Source organism: Streptomyces sp. NPDC056061, assembly GCF_042266885.1.
In the GTDB taxonomy this organism is placed as follows: Bacteria; Actinomycetota; Actinomycetes; order Streptomycetales; family Streptomycetaceae; genus Streptomyces.
In genome coordinates this window covers 538,254-560,608 of record NZ_JBHJWQ010000001.1, presented here as the reverse complement: position 1 = coordinate 560,608, position 22,355 = coordinate 538,254, and the positions used below count along the sequence as shown (strand labels likewise).

The 22,355-nt window shown below is 71.2% G+C and carries 17 protein-coding genes; 10 read left to right on the top strand and 7 right to left on the bottom strand.

All coding sequences use genetic code 11. From position 1 onward, the window contains the following. Positions 1 to 110 precede the first annotated feature (110 nt). Positions 111 to 593, bottom strand: a complete 483-nt coding sequence (locus tag ACFC79_RS02495; RefSeq protein ID WP_376234108.1) for a MarR family winged helix-turn-helix transcriptional regulator — start codon at positions 591 to 593, stop codon at positions 111 to 113. 242 nt (positions 594 to 835) lie between these two features. Here ACFC79_RS02495 and ACFC79_RS02490 point away from each other — a divergent pair, with 242 nt between their 5' ends. Further along, positions 836 to 1,690: a lysozyme gene (locus ACFC79_RS02490; RefSeq protein WP_376234105.1), complete on the top strand. Its 855-nt coding sequence runs from the start codon at positions 836 to 838 to the stop codon at positions 1,688 to 1,690. A 240-nt stretch (positions 1,691 to 1,930) separates the two neighbouring features. Next, positions 1,931 to 2,695, top strand: a complete 765-nt coding sequence (locus ACFC79_RS02485) for a polysaccharide deacetylase family protein (RefSeq protein ID WP_376234102.1) — start codon at positions 1,931 to 1,933, stop codon at positions 2,693 to 2,695. Between the two features lie 178 nt (positions 2,696 to 2,873). On the opposite strand, the gene lon is transcribed toward ACFC79_RS02485, so the two are convergent. Next, entirely contained in the window at positions 2,874 to 5,297 is a 2,424-nt protein-coding gene (gene lon / locus ACFC79_RS02480) for an endopeptidase La (protein ID WP_376234099.1), read from the bottom strand. Between the two features lie 302 nt (positions 5,298 to 5,599). On the opposite strand from lon, the gene ACFC79_RS02475 reads away from it, so the two are divergent. The 7 genes from ACFC79_RS02475 to ACFC79_RS02445 all read left to right on the top strand — a co-directional run bounded on the left by ACFC79_RS02475 (position 5,600) and on the right by ACFC79_RS02445 (position 15,593). Next, positions 5,600 to 6,292, top strand: coding sequence for a spermidine synthase (locus ACFC79_RS02475; RefSeq protein ID WP_376234097.1), 693 nt, complete (start codon positions 5,600 to 5,602; stop codon positions 6,290 to 6,292). A gap of 227 nt (positions 6,293 to 6,519) precedes the next feature. Continuing rightward, positions 6,520 to 7,257 carry a response regulator transcription factor gene (locus ACFC79_RS02470; protein WP_376234095.1) on the top strand — a complete coding sequence of 246 codons (738 nt, stop codon included), beginning with the start codon at positions 6,520 to 6,522 and terminating at the stop codon, positions 7,255 to 7,257. Next, entirely contained in the window at positions 7,254 to 8,330 is a 1,077-nt protein-coding gene (locus ACFC79_RS02465; protein ID WP_376234093.1) for an ATP-binding protein, read from the top strand. Before ACFC79_RS02470 ends, ACFC79_RS02465 begins: the two co-directional genes overlap by 4 nt. Positions 8,331 to 8,587: 257 nt before the next feature. Next, positions 8,588 to 12,376 carry a multifunctional oxoglutarate decarboxylase/oxoglutarate dehydrogenase thiamine pyrophosphate-binding subunit/dihydrolipoyllysine-residue succinyltransferase subunit gene (locus ACFC79_RS02460; RefSeq protein WP_376234091.1) on the top strand — a complete coding sequence of 1,263 codons (3,789 nt, stop codon included), beginning with the start codon at positions 8,588 to 8,590 and terminating at the stop codon, positions 12,374 to 12,376. 245 nt (positions 12,377 to 12,621) lie between these two features. Next, positions 12,622 to 12,804: a DUF6104 family protein gene (locus ACFC79_RS02455; RefSeq protein WP_031091411.1), complete on the top strand. Its 183-nt coding sequence runs from the start codon at positions 12,622 to 12,624 to the stop codon at positions 12,802 to 12,804. Positions 12,805 to 13,705: 901 nt separating this feature from the next. Then, on the top strand, positions 13,706 to 14,569 hold the full coding sequence (locus ACFC79_RS02450; RefSeq protein WP_376234087.1) for a DUF4097 domain-containing protein: 864 nt from the start codon (positions 13,706 to 13,708) through the stop codon (positions 14,567 to 14,569). Position 14,570: 1 nt separating this feature from the next. Further along, positions 14,571 to 15,593 (top strand): helix-turn-helix transcriptional regulator, encoded by a 1,023-nt coding sequence (locus ACFC79_RS02445; protein ID WP_376234085.1) that lies wholly within the window; start codon positions 14,571 to 14,573, stop codon positions 15,591 to 15,593. Positions 15,594 to 15,922: 329 nt separating this feature from the next. Here ACFC79_RS02445 and ACFC79_RS02440 read toward each other — a convergent pair whose 3' ends face one another. The 5 genes from ACFC79_RS02440 to ACFC79_RS02420 all read right to left on the bottom strand — a co-directional run bounded on the left by ACFC79_RS02440 (position 15,923) and on the right by ACFC79_RS02420 (position 20,834). Then, positions 15,923 to 16,492, bottom strand: a complete 570-nt coding sequence (locus tag ACFC79_RS02440) for a Clp protease N-terminal domain-containing protein (RefSeq protein ID WP_376234082.1) — start codon at positions 16,490 to 16,492, stop codon at positions 15,923 to 15,925. After that, positions 16,492 to 16,701, bottom strand: coding sequence for a helix-turn-helix domain-containing protein (locus tag ACFC79_RS02435; protein WP_376234080.1), 210 nt, complete (start codon positions 16,699 to 16,701; stop codon positions 16,492 to 16,494). Before ACFC79_RS02435 ends, ACFC79_RS02440 begins: the two co-directional genes overlap by 1 nt. A 66-nt stretch (positions 16,702 to 16,767) precedes the next feature. Continuing rightward, positions 16,768 to 18,183, bottom strand: a complete 1,416-nt coding sequence (locus tag ACFC79_RS02430; RefSeq protein WP_376234077.1) for a cellulase family glycosylhydrolase — start codon at positions 18,181 to 18,183, stop codon at positions 16,768 to 16,770. 32 nt (positions 18,184 to 18,215) lie between these two features. Continuing rightward, positions 18,216 to 19,181 carry a zinc-binding dehydrogenase gene (locus ACFC79_RS02425; protein ID WP_376234074.1) on the bottom strand — a complete coding sequence of 322 codons (966 nt, stop codon included), beginning with the start codon at positions 19,179 to 19,181 and terminating at the stop codon, positions 18,216 to 18,218. Between the two features lie 441 nt (positions 19,182 to 19,622). Continuing rightward, positions 19,623 to 20,834: an NADP-dependent malic enzyme gene (locus ACFC79_RS02420; protein ID WP_376234072.1), complete on the bottom strand. Its 1,212-nt coding sequence runs from the start codon at positions 20,832 to 20,834 to the stop codon at positions 19,623 to 19,625. 528 nt (positions 20,835 to 21,362) lie between these two features. On the opposite strand from ACFC79_RS02420, the gene ACFC79_RS02415 reads away from it, so the two are divergent. Further along, a complete protein-coding gene (locus tag ACFC79_RS02415) occupies positions 21,363 to 22,328 on the top strand; it encodes an ABC transporter substrate-binding protein (RefSeq protein WP_376234070.1) in 966 nt (321 codons plus the stop codon). Positions 22,329 to 22,355: the final 27 nt, after the last annotated feature.

The following is a 22,355-nucleotide window of genomic DNA, read 5'->3' as shown; positions in this document are numbered from 1 at the left end:
CCGCGGGGGCCGCCCCGCCCCGGCACCTCGCGGGCGGGCTGCTCCGTCCCTTCCGTAGCCGCCCCCCCCCCCCCCGCCGCCCCCCCCCCCACCCCCCCCCGGGACAGCCCTCAGTCCTCGGCGCGGGCGTTCAAGTGCTGAAGCAGACGGGCAAGTTCGGCCACCTCGGCACGGTCCCAGTCGGCGAGCTTGCGCACGTAGCGGTCGCGGCGGGCGTCGCGGACGCTGCGGTAGCGGGCCAGCCCCTCGTCGGTGAGGTGGACCAGGAAGGCCCGCCCGTCGGCCGGATCGGGCTCGCGCGCCACCAGTCCGAGCCCTTCCAGGGCACGAAGTTGACGGCTCATGGTCGCCTTGCCGACGCCGAAGTAGGCCGCCAGATCGGTGGCACGCTGCCGCCCGGCCGATTCCAGCCGTACGAGGAGACCGTATGCGGCGGCTTCGAGTTCGGGGTGGACCTCGCGCGCCATCTCGCCGGAGTTGGCGCGCGCCCGGCGCAGGAAGACGGCCAACTCCCGTTCCAGAGCGAGGAATGCGTGGTCCACACCACTTCCACCGGTCGCGCCGCGTTCACCACCGCTTTCGCTCCCGTGCACGTCAACACCCCTCACGAGCTTTCCTGTCGCTGAAAGTTTCTTCCGCCGCCGGTCATCGCCGCAGCTCCACCAGTATTTCGCAGGCATAGACCAGTGACGGCCCCCCGCCCCTCTTCCGCAGCACGGGTCTACGTGCGTAGCGTCACGCCTGGCATGTTCACACCATTGCATGTCGACAGGGGGTGCGCCCGGCTCCCCCTGGGATCAGCGCGTCCCCCCACCAACGCTTCGGAGGCATTCACATGCCGGTGCTCAGATCCGCATCCGGAACACCCCGCCGCTCGCGCTTCGCCGCGGCCGGAACCCTGCTCGCAGCCCTCTCCCTCCTCCTGGCCCTGCCCGGAGCGGCGAGCGCCTCGGACGCCCACGACGCCGCCGCGGCCAAGAAGCCGGCCCGCGGCACGGCCACGATGGGCATGGGCGTCGCCGCCCACGACGGCCAGGGCGGGCTGCCGCGCGACACCCGCGCCGTCCAGACCGAGGGCGTGGACGTCGCCGGCTATCAGGGCAACGTCGACTGGCCGACGCTCTGGGGCAGCGGCGTGAAGTGGTCCTACGTCAAGGCCACCGAGGGCACCTACTACACGAACCCCTACTTCGCGCAGCAGTACAACGGTTCGTACAACGTGGGCATGATCCGCGGCTCGTACCACTTCGCCACACCGAACACCACGAGCGGCGCCGCCCAGGCCAACTACTTCGTGGACCACGGCGGCGGCTGGTCCAGGGACGGCAAGACGCTGCCGGGCGCGCTCGACATCGAGTGGAACCCGTACGGCGCCCAGTGCTACGGCCTGAGCCAGGCGGCCATGGTCAACTGGATCCGCGACTTCGTGAACACCTACAAGGCGCGCACCGGCCGCGACGCGGTCATCTACACCGCGACCAGCTGGTGGAAGGACTGCACCGGCAACAACGCGAGCTTCGGCGCCACCAACCCGCTGTGGGTGGCCCGCTACGCCGGCGCCGTCGGCGAACTCCCGGCCGGCTGGGGCTTCTACACGATGTGGCAGTACACCGAGTCCGGTCCGTACGTGGGCGACCACAGTCGCTTCAACGGCGCCTACGACCGCCTGCAGGCCCTCGCGAACGGCTGAGCCGGCCCACCGCGTCCGCCGCACGTCCCATCGCTCCACACGTTCCACCGCTCGACACGGCCGAGCCCCCGGCGACCCACCCGTCGCCCGGGGCTCGGCCCGTTTTCGAGCCCGCACCAGGCACTTCACGCCCTCGTTCGATGTCGCCACCCCGCCTTCGGTCCCATCTATACACCATGTGTATAGTCCGCTTCTGCCGCACATCGTGTGCTCGGCCCAGCAGTGGAGGAGTGATCCGCCGTGTCCTTGAAGACGAAGCCGATCGGTACGGGGTTGGCCGCCGCGCTTGTGACGGCACTCACCCTGACGCTGGCCGGCTGCTCCTCGGACACCACCGCGCCGGCCGCGGCGCGGGCCGACGCGGGCTCCGACGCCAAGGGCTCCTTCGGCCCGGTGGACTGCCGCAAGGCGAAGTGCATAGCGCTGACCTTCGACGCGGGTCCGGGCGAGGACACCCCGCACCTGCTGGACGTCCTCAAGGAGAAGAAGGTGCACGCGACCTTCTTCCTGCTGGGCAAGAACCACGTCAAGAAGTACCCGGACACCGTGCGCAGGATCGCCGAGGAGGGCCACGAGGTGGCCAACCACACCTGGACGCACGCGATCCTCACGGACCAAAAGCCTGCCGAGATACGGGCCGAGCTGGAGAAGACCCAGAACGCGATAGCGGAGATAACCGGCAGGAAGCCGCGCCTGATGCGCCCGCCGCAGGGCCGCACCGACGACACCGTCTCGCAGATCAGCAAGGACCTGGGACTTTCGGAGGTGCTGTGGAGCGCCACCGCGAAGGACTACTCCACGACCGACTCGGCGCTCATCGAGAAGCGCATCCTGGACCAGGCGAGCAAGGACGGCATCATCCTGCTGCACGACATCTACAAGGGGACGGTCCCCGCGGTGCCGGGCATCATCGACGCGTTGAAGAAGCAGGGCTACACCTTCGTCACCGTCCCGCAGCTGATGGCCCCCGCCGAGCCCGTCCCGGGCACCGTCTACCACCCCTGATCGCCGCGGCCTGCGGGCCCGGCGCCGACGCGCCGGGCCCGCAGGCACGTTCGATCCCGCCCGACCACCGCGACCCGGCCGGGTCCGGGCAGGTCCGGAAAGGTCCGATTCGACCCGAACCACCGTGACCCGGACAGGTCCGATTCGGCTCGGTCCCGCCCGGTCCGGGCGAAGCACCCTACGCCGCGGCCGGGATCCTCTCCTCGGGCCGACCGGCGGAGGCCGGGGTCAGGGCGATCTCCAGCACCTGGCGGACGTCCGTGACCGGGTGGACGTCCAGGGTGTCCAGCACCTCGGCCGGGACGTCGTCCAGATCGGCCTCGTTCCGCTTGGGGATCACCACGGTGGTGATCCCGGCCCGGTGCGCGGCCAGCAGCTTCTGCTTCAGGCCGCCGATCGGCAGCACCCGCCCGGTCAGCGAGACCTCACCGGTCATCGCCACGTCCGTACGGACCAGCCGACCGGAGAGCAGCGAGGCCAGTGCCGTCGTCATCGTGATGCCCGCGCTCGGACCGTCCTTGGGAACGGCGCCCGCCGGGAAGTGGATGTGCACCCCGCGGTCCCTGAGGTCCGCGACCGGCAGCTCCAGTTCCGCGCCGTGCGACCGCAGGAAGCTCAGCGCGATCTGCGCGGACTCCTTCATCACGTCGCCGAGCTGACCGGTGAGGGTCAGGCCGGAGGCCCCGGTCTCCGGGTCGGCCAGCGACGCCTCCACGAACAGCACGTCCCCGCCGGCGCCCGTCACCGCGAGTCCGGTGGCCACGCCCGGCACCGAGGTGCGGCGCTCGGCCGGGTCCTGGGCGGACTCGGGGACGTGGTGCGGCCGTCCGATCAACGCGCGCAGCTCGCCCTCGGTGACCGTGAACGGCAGCTCCCGGTCGCCGAGTTCGTGCTGGGCGGCGACCTTGCGGAGCAGCCGGGCGACGGCCCGCTCCAGGTTCCGTACGCCCGCCTCGCGGGTGTACTCGCCGGCCAGCCTGCGCAGCGCGGACTCGTCGAGCGTCACCTCGTCCGCCACCAGACCCGCCCGTTCCAGCTGGCGCGGGACCAGGTGGTCGCGGGCGATGACGACCTTCTCGTCCTCGGTATAGCCGTCGAGCCGGACCAGCTCCATGCGGTCGAGCAGGGCCTCCGGGATCGCTTCGAGCACATTGGCGGTGGCCAGGAAGACGACATCGCTGAGGTCGAGCTCCACCTCCAGGTAGTGGTCGCGGAAGGTGTGGTTCTGCGCCGGGTCGAGGACTTCGAGCAGGGCCGCCGCCGGGTCGCCCCGGAAGTCGGAGCCGACCTTGTCGATCTCGTCGAGCAGGACGACCGGGTTCATCGAGCCTGCCTCCTTGATGGCGCGGACGATGCGGCCCGGCAGGGCGCCGACGTAGGTGCGCCGGTGGCCCCGGATCTCCGCCTCGTCGCGCACGCCGCCGAGCGCGACGCGGACGAACTCGCGGCCCATGGCGTGTGCCACGCTCTCGCCGAGCGAGGTCTTGCCGACGCCCGGCGGCCCGACCAGCGCCAGCACGGCGCCGCCGCGCCTGCCGCCGACGACGCCGAGGCCGCGGTCGGAGCGCCGCTTGCGCACGGCGAGGTACTCGGTGATCCGCTCCTTCACGTCCTGCAGCCCCGCGTGCTCGGCGTCCAGGATCTCCTGGGCGCCGCGGATGTCGTAGGCGTCCTCGGTGCGTTCGTTCCACGGCAGTTCGAGAACGGTGTCGAGCCAGGTCCTGATCCAGGAGCCCTCGGGGCTCTGGTCGGAGGCGCGCTCCAGCTTGTCGACCTCCTTGAGCGCCGCCTCGCGGACGTGCTCGGGGAGGTCGGCGGCCTCGACGCGCGCCCGGTAGTCGTCGGACTCGTCCTCCGGGTCGCCGTTGAGCTCGGCGAGCTCCTTGCGCACGGCGTCGAGCTGGCGCCGCAGCAGGAATTCGCGCTGCTGCTTGTCGACGCCCTCCTGGACGTCCTTGGCGATGGACTCGGCGACGTCCTGCTCGGCGAGGTGCTCGCCGAGCCACTGGATGGCGAGCTTCAGCCGGGCGACCGGATCCGTGGTCTCCAGGAGCTGCACCTTCTGCGCGGTGGTGAGGAAGGGCGAGTAGCCGGAGTTGTCGGCGAGCGCGGAGATGTCCTCGATCTGCTGGACCCGGTCCACGACCTGCCAGGCCCCGCGCTTCTTCAGCCAGCTGGTGGCGAGCGCCTTGTACTCCTTGACCAGCTCGGCGGCGGCACCGGGAAGCGGGGCGGGCACGACCGCGTCGACCCGGGTCCCCTCCACCCAGAGCGCACCGCCCGGTCCGCCGGTCCCGGCCCCGATCCGCACCCGGCCCCGGCCGCGGATGAGCGCGCCCGGATCTCCGTCCGACAGCCGCCCGACCTGCTCGACGGTGCCGATGACGCCGGTGCCGGTGTAGGTCCCGTCGATCCGCGGCACGAGCAGCACCTCGGGCTTGCCGCCGCCCTCGCGGGCCGCGGCCTGCGCGGCCTCCACGGCGGCGCGCACCTCGGTGTCGGACAGGTCCAGGGGCACCACCATCCCGGGCAGCACGACCTCGTCGTCGAGCGGCAGCACGGGCAGGGCGAGCGGAGTGACCGCATTGGACTCAGTAGCCATGATCTCCCCTTCGGCAGTCAAGTTGAGCTATGCAGACTCAATGCTCCTGAGCCGCCCATTGTTCCCCGGGCATGTTCGCTGTGAGCGATCAGGCGGACACGTGCGCACGGCCGTCCGTGACACCTCCTCCGACCCGCCGCCCCCACGCAGCCTCCGACCCACCGGCCACCGGCCCGCGCCGGGGACCGCCGGAACGCGCCGCGCGCCGCGTCGGCCCCCTGTCCGTAACCGGCTGGCCGATTGCCCCGTCGACCGGCCAGGATGGCGGGGACCCCGTCCGACAGCCACCGGAGATCCGCGCCATGCCCGACCGCCCCGGAACCGACTCCCCCGCCCCCGTCACCCTCGACCGCCGCGACGGCCCGTACGGCGAGGTGGTGCTGCGGGAGCGGGGGGACGACTTCGAGATCATCGCCAACGGCTGCTTCCTCATGGACACCTCCGACGGCCGGTCCGAGCGGCTGCTCGTCGACGCCGCCCTGGCCGCACTGCCCGCCGACCGGCCGGCCCCGGCGGTGCTCGTCGGGGGGCTCGGGGTCGGCTTCTCGCTCGTCCGGGCCGCCGCCGAGCCGCGGTGGGGGCGGATCGTCGTCGTCGAACGCGAGCAGGCGATCGTGGAGTGGCATCTGCGGGGACCGCTGGACCGGATCTCCGGCGCGGCGCTCGCCGATCCCCGTACGTCGATCCTCACCACGGACCTCGTCTCGTACCTGCGAACGACTACGGACCGTTACGACGCTCTGTGTCTGGACATCGACAACGGACCGGACTGGACGGTCACCGAGGACAACACGAATCTGTACGCACCCGACGGTCTGGCGGCCTGCCGGGAGCGGCTGACCCCGGGCGGCGTCCTCGCGGTCTGGTCCGCCCAGCCCTCCACCGACTTCGAACGAGCATTGCGGAATGCCGGATTCAGTGGAGTAAGGACGGAAGAGGTCGGCGTTGCCCGAGGTGTTCCCGACGTGGTGCATCTCGCAATCCGGATGGTCTGATTCCCTTCGCCGTTCGTTCCCCTTTGCCCCGGACGACCGGGGGCCAAGTGCCACAAGGCCGACACTCCGCCACTTCGGCGAGCCCCGGCCGTTACACCCTGCGTAGCCGAGAGCAGTGAACTGCCTTTACGCTGCTGAACGGGTGACGGGATCACCCACGACATCCACGAGCGAAGACCGTACGTCCCGGGGGAACCGCCCCCGCGAGGACGGGCAGGGGCGGGGCGATGGAACAGACACACACCACCCACAACAACGTCGCGGCCACCCCGGGCGCGCAGCGCCGGGTGCTGGTGGTCGAGGACGACGCCACGATCGTCGATGCCATTTCCGCCCGACTGCGGGCCGAGGGCTTTCTGGTGCAGACCGCACTCGACGGGCCCGCGGCGGTGGACGCGGCCGAGGCGTGGCAGCCGGATCTGATGGTGCTCGACATCATGCTTCCGGGCTTCGACGGCCTGGAGGTCTGCCGCCGGGTGCAGGCCCAGCGGCCCGTGCCGGTGCTGATGCTGACCGCGAGGGACGACGAGACGGACATGCTGGTCGGTCTCGGCGTCGGCGCCGACGACTACATGACCAAGCCGTTCTCCATGCGCGAACTCGCGGCCCGGGTGCACGTCCTGCTGCGCCGGGTCGAGCGGGCGGCGCTGGCCGCGGTCACGCCGCGCAGCGGCATCCTGCGCCTGGGCGAGCTGGAGATCGACCACGCTCAGCGCCGGGTCCGGGTGCGCGCCGAGGACGTCCACCTCACACCGACCGAGTTCGACCTGCTGGTCTGTCTCGCCAACACCCCGCGCGCGGTGCTCTCCCGCGAGCAGTTGCTCGCGGAGGTCTGGGACTGGGCGGACGCCTCCGGCACCCGTACCGTCGACAGCCACATCAAGGCGCTGCGCCGGAAGATCGGCGCGGAGCGGATCCGTACCGTGCACGGCGTCGGCTACGCCCTGGAGACCTCGGCGACATGACCCGGCCCGGCTCCGGACTGCGCCCCTTCTCGGTCAAGGCCAAGCTGGGCGCACTCGTGGTGATCTCGGTCTTCATCACCACCGGGCTGCTGATGGTGGCCCTGCGCACCAGGACCGAGCTGCGGTTCATCACCGTGTTCTCGGTGATCGCGACCCTGCTGATCACCCAGTTCGTGGCACACGGTCTGACGGCGCCGCTGGACGAGATGACGACCGTGGCCCGGTCGATCTCGCACGGCGACTACACCAGGCGGGTGAGCGGCGCCGACCGGCGCGACGAGCTCGGCGACCTGGCGCAGACCATCAATCGCATGGCGGACGACCTGGAGGCGGTGGACCGGCACCGCAAGGAACTGGTGGCCAATGTCTCGCACGAGCTGCGCACCCCCATCGCGGCGCTGAGAGCCGTGCTGGAGAACGTCGTGGACGGGGTGTCCTCGGCCGATCCGGAAACGATGCGCACGGCGCTGAAGCAGACGGAGCGGCTCGGCCGACTGGTGGAGACGCTGCTGGACCTGTCGCGCCTGGACAGCGGTGTGGTCACGCTGAAGGCCGGCCGTTTCGAGGTGTGGCCGTATCTGTCGGGAGTGCTGAAGGAGGCGAATCTCGCCGCCTCGCACCGCCGGCTGGCCTCCGGCTCCGGGAACCACAGCCGCAAGGACGTGCACCTGGCCCTGGACGTGTCGCCGCCGGAGCTGACCGCGTACGCGGACACCGAACGGCTGCACCAGGTCGTGGCCAATCTGATCGACAACGCTGTCAAGCACAGCCCGCCGCACGGCCGGGTGCAGGTGCTGGCGCGGCGCGGCGAGGGGCCGGAGTCGCTGGCCCTGGAGGTGCTGGACGAGGGGCCCGGCATTCCGGAGTCGGAGCGGCACCGGGTCTTCGAGCGCTTCAACCGCGGCGAGGTCCCCTCGCCGCACGGGCCCGGCAGCGACGGCGGTACGGGGCTCGGCCTGGCGATCGCCCGCTGGGCGGTGGATCTGCACGGCGGCCGGATCGGCGTGGCCGAATCCGATCGCGGCTGCCGCATTCGAGTCACTCTTCCGGGGATCTCTCGACCGCGCGGTTGACGTATGGTTCGAACCGGAAGAGCGCCTTCTGCGCGTTCTCTTCCAGGGGTACGGCCCAGGAGGCCGTAGCCCTTGCCGGGCGTTGCCGCGAAGGAGCGGAACCAGGCTTGTTTCCCGCCAATTCCACCGCCGAAACCCGCCTTTCCATGTGACTTGCGCGACGATGGGCGGCCCGGCCTGCGGGGAACGGCCGGGGAGGCGTAGCCTTGATTTCCGCTGTCCATCACCTTGTGAAGCGGAAGAGGGCGGTTGCCGCCGTGTCGTCTCAGTCCCCCAGTAACTCGAGCATCTCGACCGACCAAGCCGGCCCGGGCTCCGACCCGGCTGCCGCCTTCGGCCCCAACGAGTGGCTCGTCGACGAGATCTACCAGCAGTACCTCCAGGATCCCAATTCGGTCGATCGTGCCTGGTGGGACTTCTTCGCCGACTACAAGCCGGGTGCGTCCGGCACGGCGGACAAGCCCGTTCCCGGCGCCGCGGCCCCGACCGCCACCGCGCCGCAGGCCACCCCGGCGCAGGCTCCGGCACCGGCCGCGAAGGCCCCCGCCGCGCCCGCCGCACCCGCCCCGGCGCCCGCACAGGCCGCCCCGGCAGCCCCGGCAGCCCCGGCGAAGGCCGCCCCGGCCCCCGCCGCGAAGGCCCCGGCGAAGGCTGCCCCGGCCACCGAGTCGGCGGAGGGCCCTGAGTACGTGACGCTGCGCGGCCCGTCGGCCGCCGTCGCGAAGAACATGAACGCCTCGCTGGAGCTGCCGACGGCCACGTCCGTCCGCGCCGTCCCGGTGAAGCTGCTGTTCGACAACCGCATCGTCATCAACAACCACCTCAAGCGCGCCCGGGGCGGGAAGATCTCCTTCACCCACCTCATCGGCTACGCGATGGTGCAGGCCCTCAAGGCCATGCCGTCGATGAACCACTCCTTCGCGGTGAAGGACGGCAAGCCGACCCTGGTCAAGCCGGAGCACGTCAACTTCGGTCTGGCCATCGACCTGGTGAAGCCCAACGGCGACCGCCAACTGGTCGTCGCGGGCATCAAGAAGGCCGAGACGCTCAACTTCTTCGAGTTCTGGCAGGCGTACGAGGACATCGTCCGCCGCGCGCGCAGCAACAAGCTGACGATGGACGACTTCACGGGCGTCACCGTCTCGCTGACCAACCCCGGCGGCATCGGCACCGTCCACTCGGTGCCCCGCCTGATGCCCGGACAGGGCCTCATCATGGGTGTCGGCGCGATGGACTACCCGGCCGAGTTCCAGGGCACCTCCCAGGACACCCTGAACAAGCTGGGCATCTCCAAGGTCATGACGCTGACCTCGACGTACGACCACCGGGTCATCCAGGGCGCCGCGTCCGGCGAGTTCCTGCGGATCGTCTCCCAGCTGCTGCTCGGCGAGAACGAGTTCTACGACGAGATCTTCAAGGCGCTGCGCATCCCGTACGAGCCGGTCCGCTGGCTCACGGACATCGACGCCTCGCACGACAACGACGTGACCAAGGCCGCGCGGGTCTTCGAGCTGATCCACTCCTACCGGGTCCGCGGCCACGTCATGGCCGACACCGACCCGCTGGAGTACCGCCAGCGCAAGCACCCCGACCTGGACATCACCGAGCACGGCCTCACCCTGTGGGACCTGGAGCGGGACTTCGCGGTCGGCGGCTTCGCCGGCAAGTCGATGATGAAGCTCCGCGACATCCTCGGTGTGCTGCGCGAGTCGTACTGCCGCACCACCGGCATCGAGTTCATGCACATCCAGGACCCGAAGCAGCGCAAGTGGATCCAGGACCGTGTGGAGCGCACCCGCACCCCGCAGCCGGAGCGCGAGGAGCAGCTGCGCATCCTGCGCCGGCTGAACGCCGCCGAGGCGTTCGAGACGTTCCTGCAGACCAAGTACGTCGGCCAGAAGCGGTTCTCGCTGGAGGGCGGCGAGTCCGTCATCCCGCTGCTCGACGCGGTCATCGACTCCGCCGCCGAGGCCCGCCTCGACGAGGTCGTCATCGGCATGGCCCACCGCGGCCGGCTCAACGTGCTGGCGAACATCGTCGGCAAGTCGTACGCGCAGATCTTCCGCGAGTTCGAGGGCAACCTCGACCCCCGGTCGATGCACGGCTCCGGCGACGTGAAGTACCACCTCGGCGCCGAGGGCACCTTCACCGGTCTGGACGGCGAGCAGATCAAGGTCTCGCTGGCCGCCAACCCCTCGCACCTGGAGGCGGTCGACCCGGTCCTGGAGGGCATCGCCCGCGCCAAGCAGGACATCATCAACAAGGGCGGCACGGACTTCACGGTCCTGCCCATCGCGCTCCACGGCGACGCGGCCTTCGCGGGCCAGGGCGTCGTCGCCGAGACGCTCAACATGTCGCAGCTGCGCGGCTACCGCACCGGCGGCACCGTGCACGTGGTGATCAACAACCAGGTCGGCTTCACCGCCGCCCCGGAGTCCTCGCGCTCCTCGATGTACGCCACCGACGTGGCGCGCATGATCGAGGCGCCGATCATCCACGTGAACGGCGACGACCCGGAGGCCGTCGTCCGGGTCGCCCGGCTGGCCTTCGAGTTCCGGCAGGCGTTCAACAAGGACGTCGTGATCGACCTCATCTGCTACCGCCGCCGCGGTCACAACGAGGGCGACAACCCGGAGTTCACCAACCCGCAGATGTACACGCTGATCGACAAGAAGCGCTCGGTGCGCAAGCTCTACACCGAGTCCCTCATCGGTCGCGGCGACATCACCCTGGAAGAGGCCGAGCAGGCGCTCCAGGACTTCCAGGGCCAGCTGGAGAAGGTCTTCGCGGAGGTCCGCGAAGCCACCTCGCTGCCGGCCCCGGCGCACGCCCCTGAGGTCCAGGCCGAGTTCCCGGTCGCCGTGAACACCGCGGTCTCCCAGGAGGTCGTGAAGGTCATCGCGGAGTCCCAGGTCAACATCCCCGAGCGGATCACCGTCCACCCCCGCCTGATGCCGCAGATGCAGCGCCGCGCGGCCTCGGTGGAGAACGGCACGATCGACTGGGGCATGGGCGAGACCCTGGCCATCGGTTCGCTGCTGATGGAGGGCACCCCGGTCCGGCTCGCCGGCCAGGACACCCGCCGCGGCACCTTCGGCCAGCGCCACGCGGTCCTCGTCGACCAGGTGACCGGCGAGGACTACACCCCGCTGCTCTACCTCACCGACGACCAGGCCCGTTACAACGTCTACGACTCGCTGCTCAGCGAGTACGCGGCGATGGGCTTCGAGTACGGCTACTCGCTGGCCCGCCCGGACGCGCTGGTCGTCTGGGAGGCCCAGTTCGGTGACTTCGTCAACGGCGCGCAGACCGTCGTCGACGAGTTCATCTCCTCGGCCGAGCAGAAGTGGGGCCAGACCTCCGGCGTCACGCTGCTGCTGCCGCACGGCTACGAGGGCCAGGGCCCGGACCACTCGTCCGCCCGCCCGGAGCGCTTCCTCCAGCTGTGCGCGCAGAACAACATGACGGTCGCCATGCCGACGCTGCCGTCGAACTACTTCCACCTCCTGCGGTGGCAGGTGCATAACCCGCACCACAAGCCGCTCGTCGTCTTCACGCCGAAGTCGATGCTCCGCCTCAAGGCGGCGGCGTCGAAGGCGGAGGAGTTCACCACCGGCGGCTTCCGCCCGGTGATCGGCGACGAATCGGTGAACGCGAACGACGTCCGCAAGGTCGTCTTCTGCGCCGGCAAGGTCTACTACGACCTGGAGGCCGAGCGGGTCAAGCGCGGTGTCACTGACACGGCGATCATCCGTCTGGAGCGCCTGTACCCGCTGCCGGGTGCCGAGCTCCAGGCCGAGATCGCCAAGTACCCGAACGCCGAGAAGTACCTGTGGGCCCAGGAGGAGCCGGCCAACCAGGGCGCCTGGCCGTTCATCGCCCTGAACCTGATCGACCACCTGGACCTGGCCGTCGGCGCCGACGTCCCGCACGGCGAGCGCCTGCGCCGCATCTCGCGGCCGCACAGCTCGTCCCCGGCGGTCGGTTCGGCCAAGCGCCACCAGGCCGAGCAGGCCCAGCTGGTCGCCGAGGTCTTCGACGCCTGATCGGACACCGTACGCACACCGGGGCCCGGTCCCGCGACTCGCTCGCGGGACCGGGCCCCGGTCCGTGCGCGAACCGCGGCCGGACCGGTCGGAACGGCGTCCGCAGCGAACCGCGGGGCGGACTCCGGGGCGGGCTGCCGGGCGGACTCCGGAGCCGGGGCCCGGCCGGGTCGCGGTTCCGCGGGCCGCTGCGGCAGTGCCCTCCCGGCCGCCGCACGGCCGTCACCAGGCATTAGGCTTGCCGCATGTATTTCACCGACCGCGGTATCGAGGAGTTGGAGAAGCGGCGCGGCGAGGAGGAAGTCACCTTCGAGTGGCTCGCCGAGCAGCTGCGCACGTTCGTCGACCTCAATCCCGACTTCGAGGTGCCGGTCGAGCGCCTCGCCACCTGGCTGGCCCGCCTCGACGACGAGGACGAGGACGACTGACGTCCTCGCGCCCGGCGCGAGTGCGTCCCCGCGGCCCGGCGAGTGCGTCTCGTGCCCACCGTGCCGTCGAACGCTGCGCCGTCACGCGCCGCGATGCCACGGGATCCCTTCAGGACGCACCGGAAACGGAGCCCGTACGACAGGGCCGCACCCGGCCCCACCGAGCATGGAACCGCGACGTCCTGCGGCCGACGGAACCCGTACGCCGCTCCTCCACCGTGGTCGACCGAAGCAGACCGCGCTGCCGTCGGCAGGGCTGCGGTCGGATATGACGCGGCCTCCACTCGCTCTCGCCCTCATGCGCACGGCCGGGGTTGTCGCACAACGCGGCCGTCCTTCCCATCTCGCCCTGGCCACCGGTGCGTTCCGCGCCTTCCGTGCGGGCCTCGACCACCGGCACATCGCTCGGTCCGTACCGGATTTCGAGGCCGCGGATTCGGCGATCCCACTCACGGTTCCGCTTCGAGCGGCGAGCGCGAGCGCCTGAACCGTCGAACGAGTCGGCATGGCCGGCGGTATCAGCCGCTCCATCCGCGCCCAGGGCGTTTCCGATCGTTCTCATGATGTGCGCAGACCGTCTCGGCGCCCTGCGGGTGCTGCGCCGGTTCCTCGGCCGCCAGAGCCTGGGCCGTTCCGTGTCTTCCGGCGTAGGAGAACGGCGTACGAGAACGGCGTACGCGCTTCTTCGTGGGGCCGCCGCAACATCAACCCGCCCATATCGAGGGCCCGTTACCCGTAACCCGTTCCGAGGGCCCGCCGAGGGCCGGATTCCGGGGCCGTGGCGCGGCCCCGGGCGTCGTTCCCACGCGCCCTCCCTTGACTTCACCCTCCCACGATATATCGTGTCATGGAAGAGACGCGATATGTTGCGTCATTCCGCGTTCCCCTGGAGGCCAGATCCATGCCTGTGTCGACGTGGGCCATCGCCGAGCCCCGAAAGCTCACCTTCGACGCCCCCGTGACGTCGCTCGACGTGCGCATCGTCGGGGGCGCAGTCAACATCGTCGGCACCGACGAGCCGACCGCCCGCCTGGAGGTCTCCGAGATCGAGGGCCCGCCGCTGATCGTGACCCATGAGGCCGGTGTCCTCACGGTGACGTACGAGGGCCTGCAATGGAACGGCCTGCTCGAATGGTTCGACCGCAAGGGCTGGAACCGCAGGGCGGTCGTCTCCCTCGCCGTACCGGCCGGATCTGCCGTGGCGGTCGGCGTGATCGGGGCCGGGGCCGTGGTGTCCGGCATCCGCGGGCGCACGGACGTACGCGGCGCCACCGGTGACACCACACTCGTCGGGCTCTCCGGACCGGTCCGGGCCGAGACGATGTCGGGCAGCGTGGAGGCGCAGTCGGTCACCGGCGAGCTGCGCTTCCAGACGGTCGCGGGCGATCTGACGGTCGTCGAGGGCGCGGGACCGTCGATCCGTGCGGAATCGGTGAGCGGCAACATGGTGCTGGACCTCGGGCCGACCTCGTCCGGGGAGCCGACGGACATCCGACTGACCACCGTGTCCGGCGAGGTCGCCATCCGGCTGCCGCAGCCGACGGACGCGACGGTCGAGGCGAACACCGCGAGCGGCGCCGTGTCCAACGGCTTCGACGATCTGCGGGTGAGCGGCCAGTGGGGCGCGAAGAAGATCTCCGGCACCCTCGGCGCCGGAACCGGAAAGCTGCGGGCGACGACCGTGTCGGGCTCGATCGCCCTGCTCCGCCGTCCCGCGACCGAGGACGATGCGTACGACGCCGAGCCGACCGGAAAGGTGCTCTGACATGCCCCCCGTATTCGCCCACGGCCGCCTCCGCCTCTATCTGCTGAAACTGCTCGACGAGGCCCCGCGCCACGGCTACGAGGTGATCCGTCTCCTGGAGGAGCGCTTCCACGGGCTGTACGCGCCCTCGGCCGGCACGGTCTACCCGCGCCTGGCCAAGCTGGAGGCCGAGGGGCTCGTCACGCATGCCACCGAGGGCGGCCGCAAGGTCTACTCGATCACCGACGCCGGTCGCGCCGAGTTGGCCGGGCGCACCGGTGAACTCGCCGATCTGGAACTGGAGATCAGGGAATCCGTCTCCGAACTCGCCGCCGAGATACGGGACGACGTGCGCGGCGCGGCCGGCAAGCTGCGCAGCGAGATGAGGGCCGCGGCGCACGAGACCCGGCAGCCTCCCGCCGGTTCCACCGACCGCCCGGGGAGCCGGAAGTCCCCCCTCGGCACCTTCCCGGACTTCGCCGACTTCACGGAATTCGGCGACAAGGATGCCTGGCGGGCCGCGAAGGAGGAGCTGCGCAAGGCCAAGCAGGAGTGGAAGGAGCAGGCGCGCCGGGCGAAGGACGAGTCCCGCCGCGCTCGCGAGGACGCCCGGCAGGCCCGGCGCCAGGCCGAGGAGGCCCAGGAGAGGGCGCGTGAGCAGATGCAGAACGCCGCCCGCCAGGTGCAGGAACACTTCGCGCGCGGCGACTGGCCCTCGGGCGTGCGGGAGGGCCTGGCCGAGATCACCGGGCAACTTGGCAACTTCGCCAGGACGGGCGGTTGGGCCCCGTACATCAAGCCGGAACCCGCCGACGCCGACCCGGAATGGGGCCGTGACACCGTCGGCACCGGAGACCCGGCCCGGGACCTGGACCGGTTGCTGGACCGCTTCCGCGACGGCATCCGGGACACCGCGCGGGACCACGGCGTCACCGAGGAGCAGGTGACCGAGGCCCGCCGCCATCTGTCGACGGCGGCGGCCCACATCGACGCACTGTTGCGGCAGGGCGACGACAAGGGCGGGAAGAACGACGAGAAGGAGTGAGCCCCCGGCCCGCCGCCCCTCCGAGCGACGGGCCGAAGGGCCGAAGGGCCGACGGGCCGACAGGCCGAAGGGCCGACAGGCCGAGTGAAGGCCGGACCGGAGGGCCGGGCGAGGGCCCGGCAGGGCGGCTGAGCGACGGGCCGACGGGCCGTCAGGGCGAGTGCGGGCCAGCAGGTCGAGTGGGGGGCCGGCGGGGCGAGTGGGGGCCGACGGGCACAACAGCCCACCCGGCCACCGGATTTCACTCGTCCCTCCCCGGCCCTCCCCATCCCTCACCCGGCCCCTCCCCTCCCGTTCTCCTGCGCCCCCTGCCTCCCTGCCTCCCTGCCCTACCCCCGGCCCTCCCCGTGGCCGTCCCGATGGCCGTCCCCGTCCAGCGCCCTGCTCACCGACTCGTACGTCGTACCGTGGGCGGCGAGGACGTCGGCGACCGCACCGGGGCGGGCGGTGAGCGCCAGCAGGATGTGCTCGTCGCCGATGGCGCGGTCCCTGCGCCCCACGGCGATCCGCAGGGACCTCGTCAGGACGTCCTTCGCCTCGCGGCTGAACGGGCGGCGCCGCATTCCGCGTCGCTCCGGCCGGTCCAGCGCCCCCTCCCCGTGGACCTCCTCGACGCGGGCGACGATCGCGTCGACATCGATGCCGATGTCGGCGAGCGCGTCCGTGTCGGCGCGGGTCAGGCCGCCGCGGCGGCGGGCTGCGGCAAGGTCGGCCTCGACCGCCGCCCGGCCCTCGACGAGCCCCGCCGAGGCGGCGACCGCGGCGGCCCGGCCACCTTCCCGGTCCAGCAGGGCGAGCAGCAGATGCTCCTCCGTGACCGTCGCGGCACCGGCCCGTTCGGCACGGACCACGGCACCGCTCACGACCGACCGGGCATCCGACGTGAATCGTTCGAACATCAACGCCTCCCGTACTTCTTGTGCACGGCCTGTCGACTGACGCCCAGTTCGGCCGCGATCTCCTGCCACGACCAGCCCTTCGCGCGGGCGCGTGCGACCTGCACGGCTTCGAGGTGCTCCAGCAACCGACGCAATGCGGCGACCGCCCGCAACCCCACCCGGGGGTCGTGATCACCGGCGCGTGCGGCGAGATCCGTCGCTTCGCTCATGCCGTCAATGTAGGTTGACATTCACGCATGCGTCAACCCACGTTGACATCCATACGGCGGACCGGCTCAGGCGTGCCGCCGCACCGGGGCCGCCGTGACCGTGACCCGGGCCCCCGCACGGGCCCGGACCCGGACCTCTCCCCCGTTCCTGCGGACCTCGGCGCGACCGTGCACGGAGATGCGCCACCGCCCGGCCGTGGCCGGAAGGGAGATTTCCGTGACACCGCGGCGGCCCGCCGTATAGGTGAGCCGGTAGACGCCCGTGGTGTCGTCGTACGTGTCGGAGTGGACCGTTCCGGCGACGGCGGGCGCGTACGGCGTGGCGGTCCGTTCCTTGTTGGCCGCGAAGGCACCGTTCTCGTCCAGCGCGCAGTAGCCCCCGCCGTAGCACCACACGTAGCCCGCCCAGCCCGAGGTGTAGCGGTTCAGCGAGGCCATCGCGTCCCGGTAGAAGCGGCCCATCATCGGCAGGGCGTTGTTGAGCGGGCCCCATTCGCCGACGACGACCGGAAGGCGGTACCGCGTCGGGTACGCGGTGACGGCGGCCTCGTACGACTCGATCCAGCCGGCCGACGGGTCGTAGTCGGCCCCCGCCTCCATGGCGGTGTTGTAGAAGTGCGGGGCGTAGACGGTCCGGTGGTCCGCGATCGCCCCCAGCCCGGTGGGCAGGCCCTCGCCGACGGCGGGGGTGGGTTCGACGAACAGCCAGTTGGCGCGGTCGACCGAGCGGATCGCGCGGGCGAGCCGGTTGTACATCGGAGTGAGCTGACGGGCCTCGATGCGGCGGGCCGCGGTCGGCAGGTCCTCGCCCTCGGCGATCTCCCCCATCGGCTCGTTGATCAGGTCGTAGCCGAGGACGGCGGGATGGCTCCCGAAGCGCTCGGCGACGACCCGCCACATCCGTGCCTGGGCGCGCCGGAGGTCGGGGTCCTCGTAGAGATGGGTGAAGGCGCGCTGGACGGCGGGCTCGAAGTACTCCGCGAACCAGTCATCGGGGTGCGGGGTGAAGGGAAGTCCGTCGGTCCGGGTCGCCCAGGCTGGAATGCCGCGATGGCCGAACGCCGGGCCGAACACGTCCTGGTGTGCGTCGAGGAGCACCTGGATGCGGTACTTCCGCGCCCAGTCCAGGACGCGTTCGATGCGGCGCAGGTACGCGGTGCTGTAGTGGCCGCGGCGCGGTTCCAGGTCGTCCCAGAAGATGAGCAGCCGGGCGAAGTTGAAGCCCTTGGCGCGCAGGTCGCGGAAGTGCCGCTCGGTGATGGCGGTCAGTGCCTGGTCGCCGCTGTTTGCCTTGTCCTCGACGTTCCAGCCGCGCAGGGTGAGCGTGCGTCCGGCGTCGTCGGTGAGGCGGGGAATGCCGGACCGCTCCGGTGGTAGGGGGCGTGCGTCGGCGGCGGGGGCGAACGCCCCCGCCGCGAGCACGAACGACATGACGATCGAGGTGAGTGCGCTGCCCGTTCGCATCCGCGGCCGTATTCGCATGGCGCAGATCAGAGCAGTTCACCCCGCACACCTCAAGAGCAGGTGAGCACAATCTTTCCGAACTGGTCGCCCGATTCGAGCCGTTCGAAGCCCTCGCGGGCCCGGTCCAGCGGCAGGACCTCGTCGATGACGGGGCGCACCCCGGTCGTCGCGCAGAACGACAGCAGGTCCTTCAGCTCGTCCCTGGATCCCATGGTCGAGCCGACGACCTTCAGCTCCAGGAAGAAGATCCGGGTCAGTTCGGCGTGCGAGGGCCGGTCGCCGCTGGTCGCGCCGGAGATGACGATCGTGCCGCCGGGGCGCAGCGACTTGACCGAGTGCGACCAGGTGGCGGCACCGACCGTCTCGATGACCGCGTCGACGCGCTCCGGCAGCCGTGCGCCGGGCTCGTACGCCGCGACCGCGCCGAGTTCGACGGCGCGTTGCCGCCTCGCCTCGTCCCGGCTGGTGGCGTGGATCCGCAACCCGGCCGCCCTGCCGAGCACGATCGCGGCGGTGGCGACGCCTCCGCCCGCGCCCTGGACGAGGACCGAGTCGCCGGGCCGCACCCCGGCGTTGGTGAAGAGCATCCGGTACGCGGTGAGCCAGGCGGTCGGCAGGCAGGCGGCCTGTTCGAAGGTGAGCTCCTTCGGTTTGGGCAGCACGTTCCAGCTGGGGACGGTGACCTGCTCGGCGAAGGTGCCCTGGTAGCGCTCGGTGAGGATGGAGCGGGGCTCGTCGGGGCCGACGCCGTGACCGCTCTGGCCGATGACGGAGTGCAGGACGACCTCGTTGCCGTCCTCGTCGGTCCCGGCGGCGTCGCAGCCGAGAATCATCGGCAGCCTGTCCTCGGTGAGGCCGACACCACGGAGCGACCAGAGATCGTGGTGGTTGAGCGACGCGGCCCTCACGTTGACGGTGGTCCAGCCGGGGCGCACCTCGGGGGCGGGGCGTTCTCCCAGTTCGAGGCCGGTGAGGGGGCGGTCGCGGTCGATGCGGGATGCGTAGGCGGCGAACATGCACCGACGATAGGCCGGTGGGTGGGCCGGCGATACCGGTCGCCGGTGTGACGCGCGCCGCGCGGGTGCGGCCGTTCGGAGAAGGACGCATGGCCCGGACGGCACATCACGGGGCGCAGGCGCACCACGCGAGGGAAAACGCGCGGGCGTGCGTTCGGGGAGAGCGCGCGGGCGTGCGTTCAGAGAAGGCGCGCTGGCGTGCGTTCAGAGAAAGCGCGCGGGCGTGCCGTCGGGCAGGACCGACGGGGCGACCCGGGCAGGACCCGGCAGAGCAGGGCAAGTGGAGCGGAGCGAACGAGGCGGGGCGAACGAGGCGGGGCGAACGAGGCGGGGCGAACGAGGCGGGGCGAACGGGGCGGGGCGAACGGGGCGGGGCGGCGAGCGGGCCCGCCCCAGACGCACCCCGCATCCGGCACCCCGCTCGCACCCCGCCCCCGGACCTCAGCGCCGAGCGACGCCCTCCGCGCGCGCCGCGGCGGCGACGGCCGCTGTCACCGCGGGCGCCACGCGCTCGTCGAACGGCGACGGGATCACGTAGTCGGCCGCGAGCTCGTCGCCCACGACGTCCGCCAGCGCGTTCGCCGCGGCGATCTTCATGCCCTCGGTGATCCGCGAGGCCCGCACCTGGAGGGCGCCCGCGAAGATGCCGGGGAAGGCCAGCACGTTGTTGATCTGGTTCGGGTAGTCCGACCGCCCGGTCGCCACGACGGACGCGTACTTGTGCGCGATGTCGGGGTGGACCTCGGGGTTCGGGTTGGCCATGGCGAAGACGAACGCGCCGGGCGCCATCGACGCGACGGCCGCCTCCGGCACCGTACCGCCGGAGACGCCGATGAAGACGTCGGCGCCGGCCAGCGCCGTCTCCAGCGAGCCGGAGACGCCGGCCCGGTTGGTCAGCTCGGCCAGCTCGCGCTTGACGTCCGTCAGGTCCTCGCGGTCCCGGCTGACGATGCCCTTGCGGTCGGCCACGGCGACGTCGCCGAGCCCCGCTTCCAGCAGGAACTTGGCGATGGCGACCCCGGCCGCGCCGGCGCCCGAGATGACCGCGCGCAGATCTCCCAGGCTGCGGCCGGACAGCTTCGCGGCGTTGCGCAGGGCCGCGAGCGTCACGACGGCGGTGCCGTGCTGGTCGTCGTGGAACACCGGGATGTCGAGGCGCTCCTGGAGCCTGCGCTCGATCTCGAAGCAGCGCGGCGCCGAGATGTCCTCCAGGTTCACGCCGCCGAACGACGGCGCGAGCCGGACCACGGTCTCGACGATCTCGTCCGCGTCGGTGGTCGCGAGCGCGATCGGCACCGCGTCCACGCCGCCGAACTGCTTGAAGAGGATCGCCTTGCCCTCCATCACGGGGAGGGACGCCTCGGGACCGATGTCACCGAGCCCGAGGACCGCGGTGCCGTCCGTCACGACGGCCACGACCTGGGACTTCCAGGTGTAGTCGTGGACCAGCTCGGGGTTCTCGGCGATGGCGCTGCACACCTTGGCGACGCCGGGCGTGTACGCGAGGGAGAGGTCGTCCTTGTCACGGACGGGAACGGTGGCCCGCACGGCCATCTTTCCCCCGCGGTGCAAGGCGAAGGCCGGGTCGAACGGCTCGTCGGTGGTGCTGTCGGTGCTGCTGTCGCTGCGAGGATTCACGATCTCCGCTGCCATGGTGTTGACCCCTTAAGTCTTTCATCGTTTGAGGGTGGCCACTCCTGGTTGAGGAGGGGTGGGCGGGCACCGCGTACGCGCCCTGCGCCCGGCGGTTGGCCCGCCCCGGCAGGGGGGAAATACGTACGCGCGGGGCGCGCCGCACACGCGCCCTGAGCCCCGGATGAGGGGTGTAAAGGTCTTTCTTACCGGACGGACCGTGTTACGGACGAGTTCATGGCCGCACGGTGATGCGACTCATAGTCGAATATCCGGACAAGTAGGCCGAACGACGAACGGCGCATGGCGTCCGGTTGTCGAGACGCGCCGGAGACGCGCCGGCGCACGGAGGGAGCCGTCGTGGATGGTCCGGCCGCGGTGTACCGGCCGCTGCTGTCAGGGGATCGCCCGTTATCCGAATGTGACATTGCCCGGAACCAGTTCCGTCCGGTTCCGGCCCGTTGCCGTATCCGCCCGACGCGACGGCTTCCGACGTCGTGTGTCGCTCATCGCCCGGCCCCGTACCGCACTTGCCGAAGGAGCCCGATCATGACCGCACACACCACTCCTCGCACGGCAGCGCACTCCGGAATCGCTGCGATCGGCACCCTCGTGGTCGCCGGCGCCCTACTGCTGACCGCCTGCGGCGACCAGACGAAGAACCACCCCCGCCCCGGCGACGCGACGAGACCCGACACCGTCGGCAGCTCCGCGGCGGCCGCCCTCCTGCCGCCGGAGATCAAGGCCCGGGGCGTCATCAGGGTCGGTTCGGACATCGCGTATCCGCCGGTCGAGTTCAAGGACACGTCGGGGAAGACCGTCGGCATCGACCCCGACCTCGGCGCCGCGCTCGGCAAGGAGCTCGGCGTGACGTTCCGGTTCGAGAACGGCACCTTCGACACGCTGATCACGGGGCTGCGCTCCAAGCGCTACGACCTGGCGATGTCGGCGATGACCGACACCAGGAACCGCCAGGAGGGCATCGACCCCGAGACCGGGAAAAAGGTCGGCGAGGGCGTCGACTTCGTCGACTACCTCACCGCCGGTGTCTCGATCTACACCAGGAAGGGCGACGACCAGGGGATCAGGACCTGGGCTGACCTCTGCGGCAAGAAGATCGCCGTCCAGCGCGGCACCGTCTCGCACAACCTCGCCAAGACCGAGTCGAAGAAGTGCACCGGCGGCAGGAGCATCGCCATGGAGACGTTCGACAACGACCTGGAGGCCCGGACCCGGCTGCGCAGCGGGGGCGCGGACGCCGGTTCGTCCGACTTCCCGGTGGCCGCCTGGGCGGTGAAGACCTCCGGCGGCGGCAAGGACTTCCAGCTTGTCGGCGAGCAGGTCCAGGCCGCGCCGTACGGCATCGCCGTCGCCAAGGGCAACGACCGGCTCGCCGAGGCCGTGCGGGCGGCCCTCGACGCGGTCATCAGGAGCGGCGAGTACGGCCGGATCGTCGCCAGGTGGGGCGTGGAGGCCGGCGCGGTGACCGGGGCGAAGCTGAACGGCGGAACCTGACGGCCCGGCACCGAACGAACACCTCGT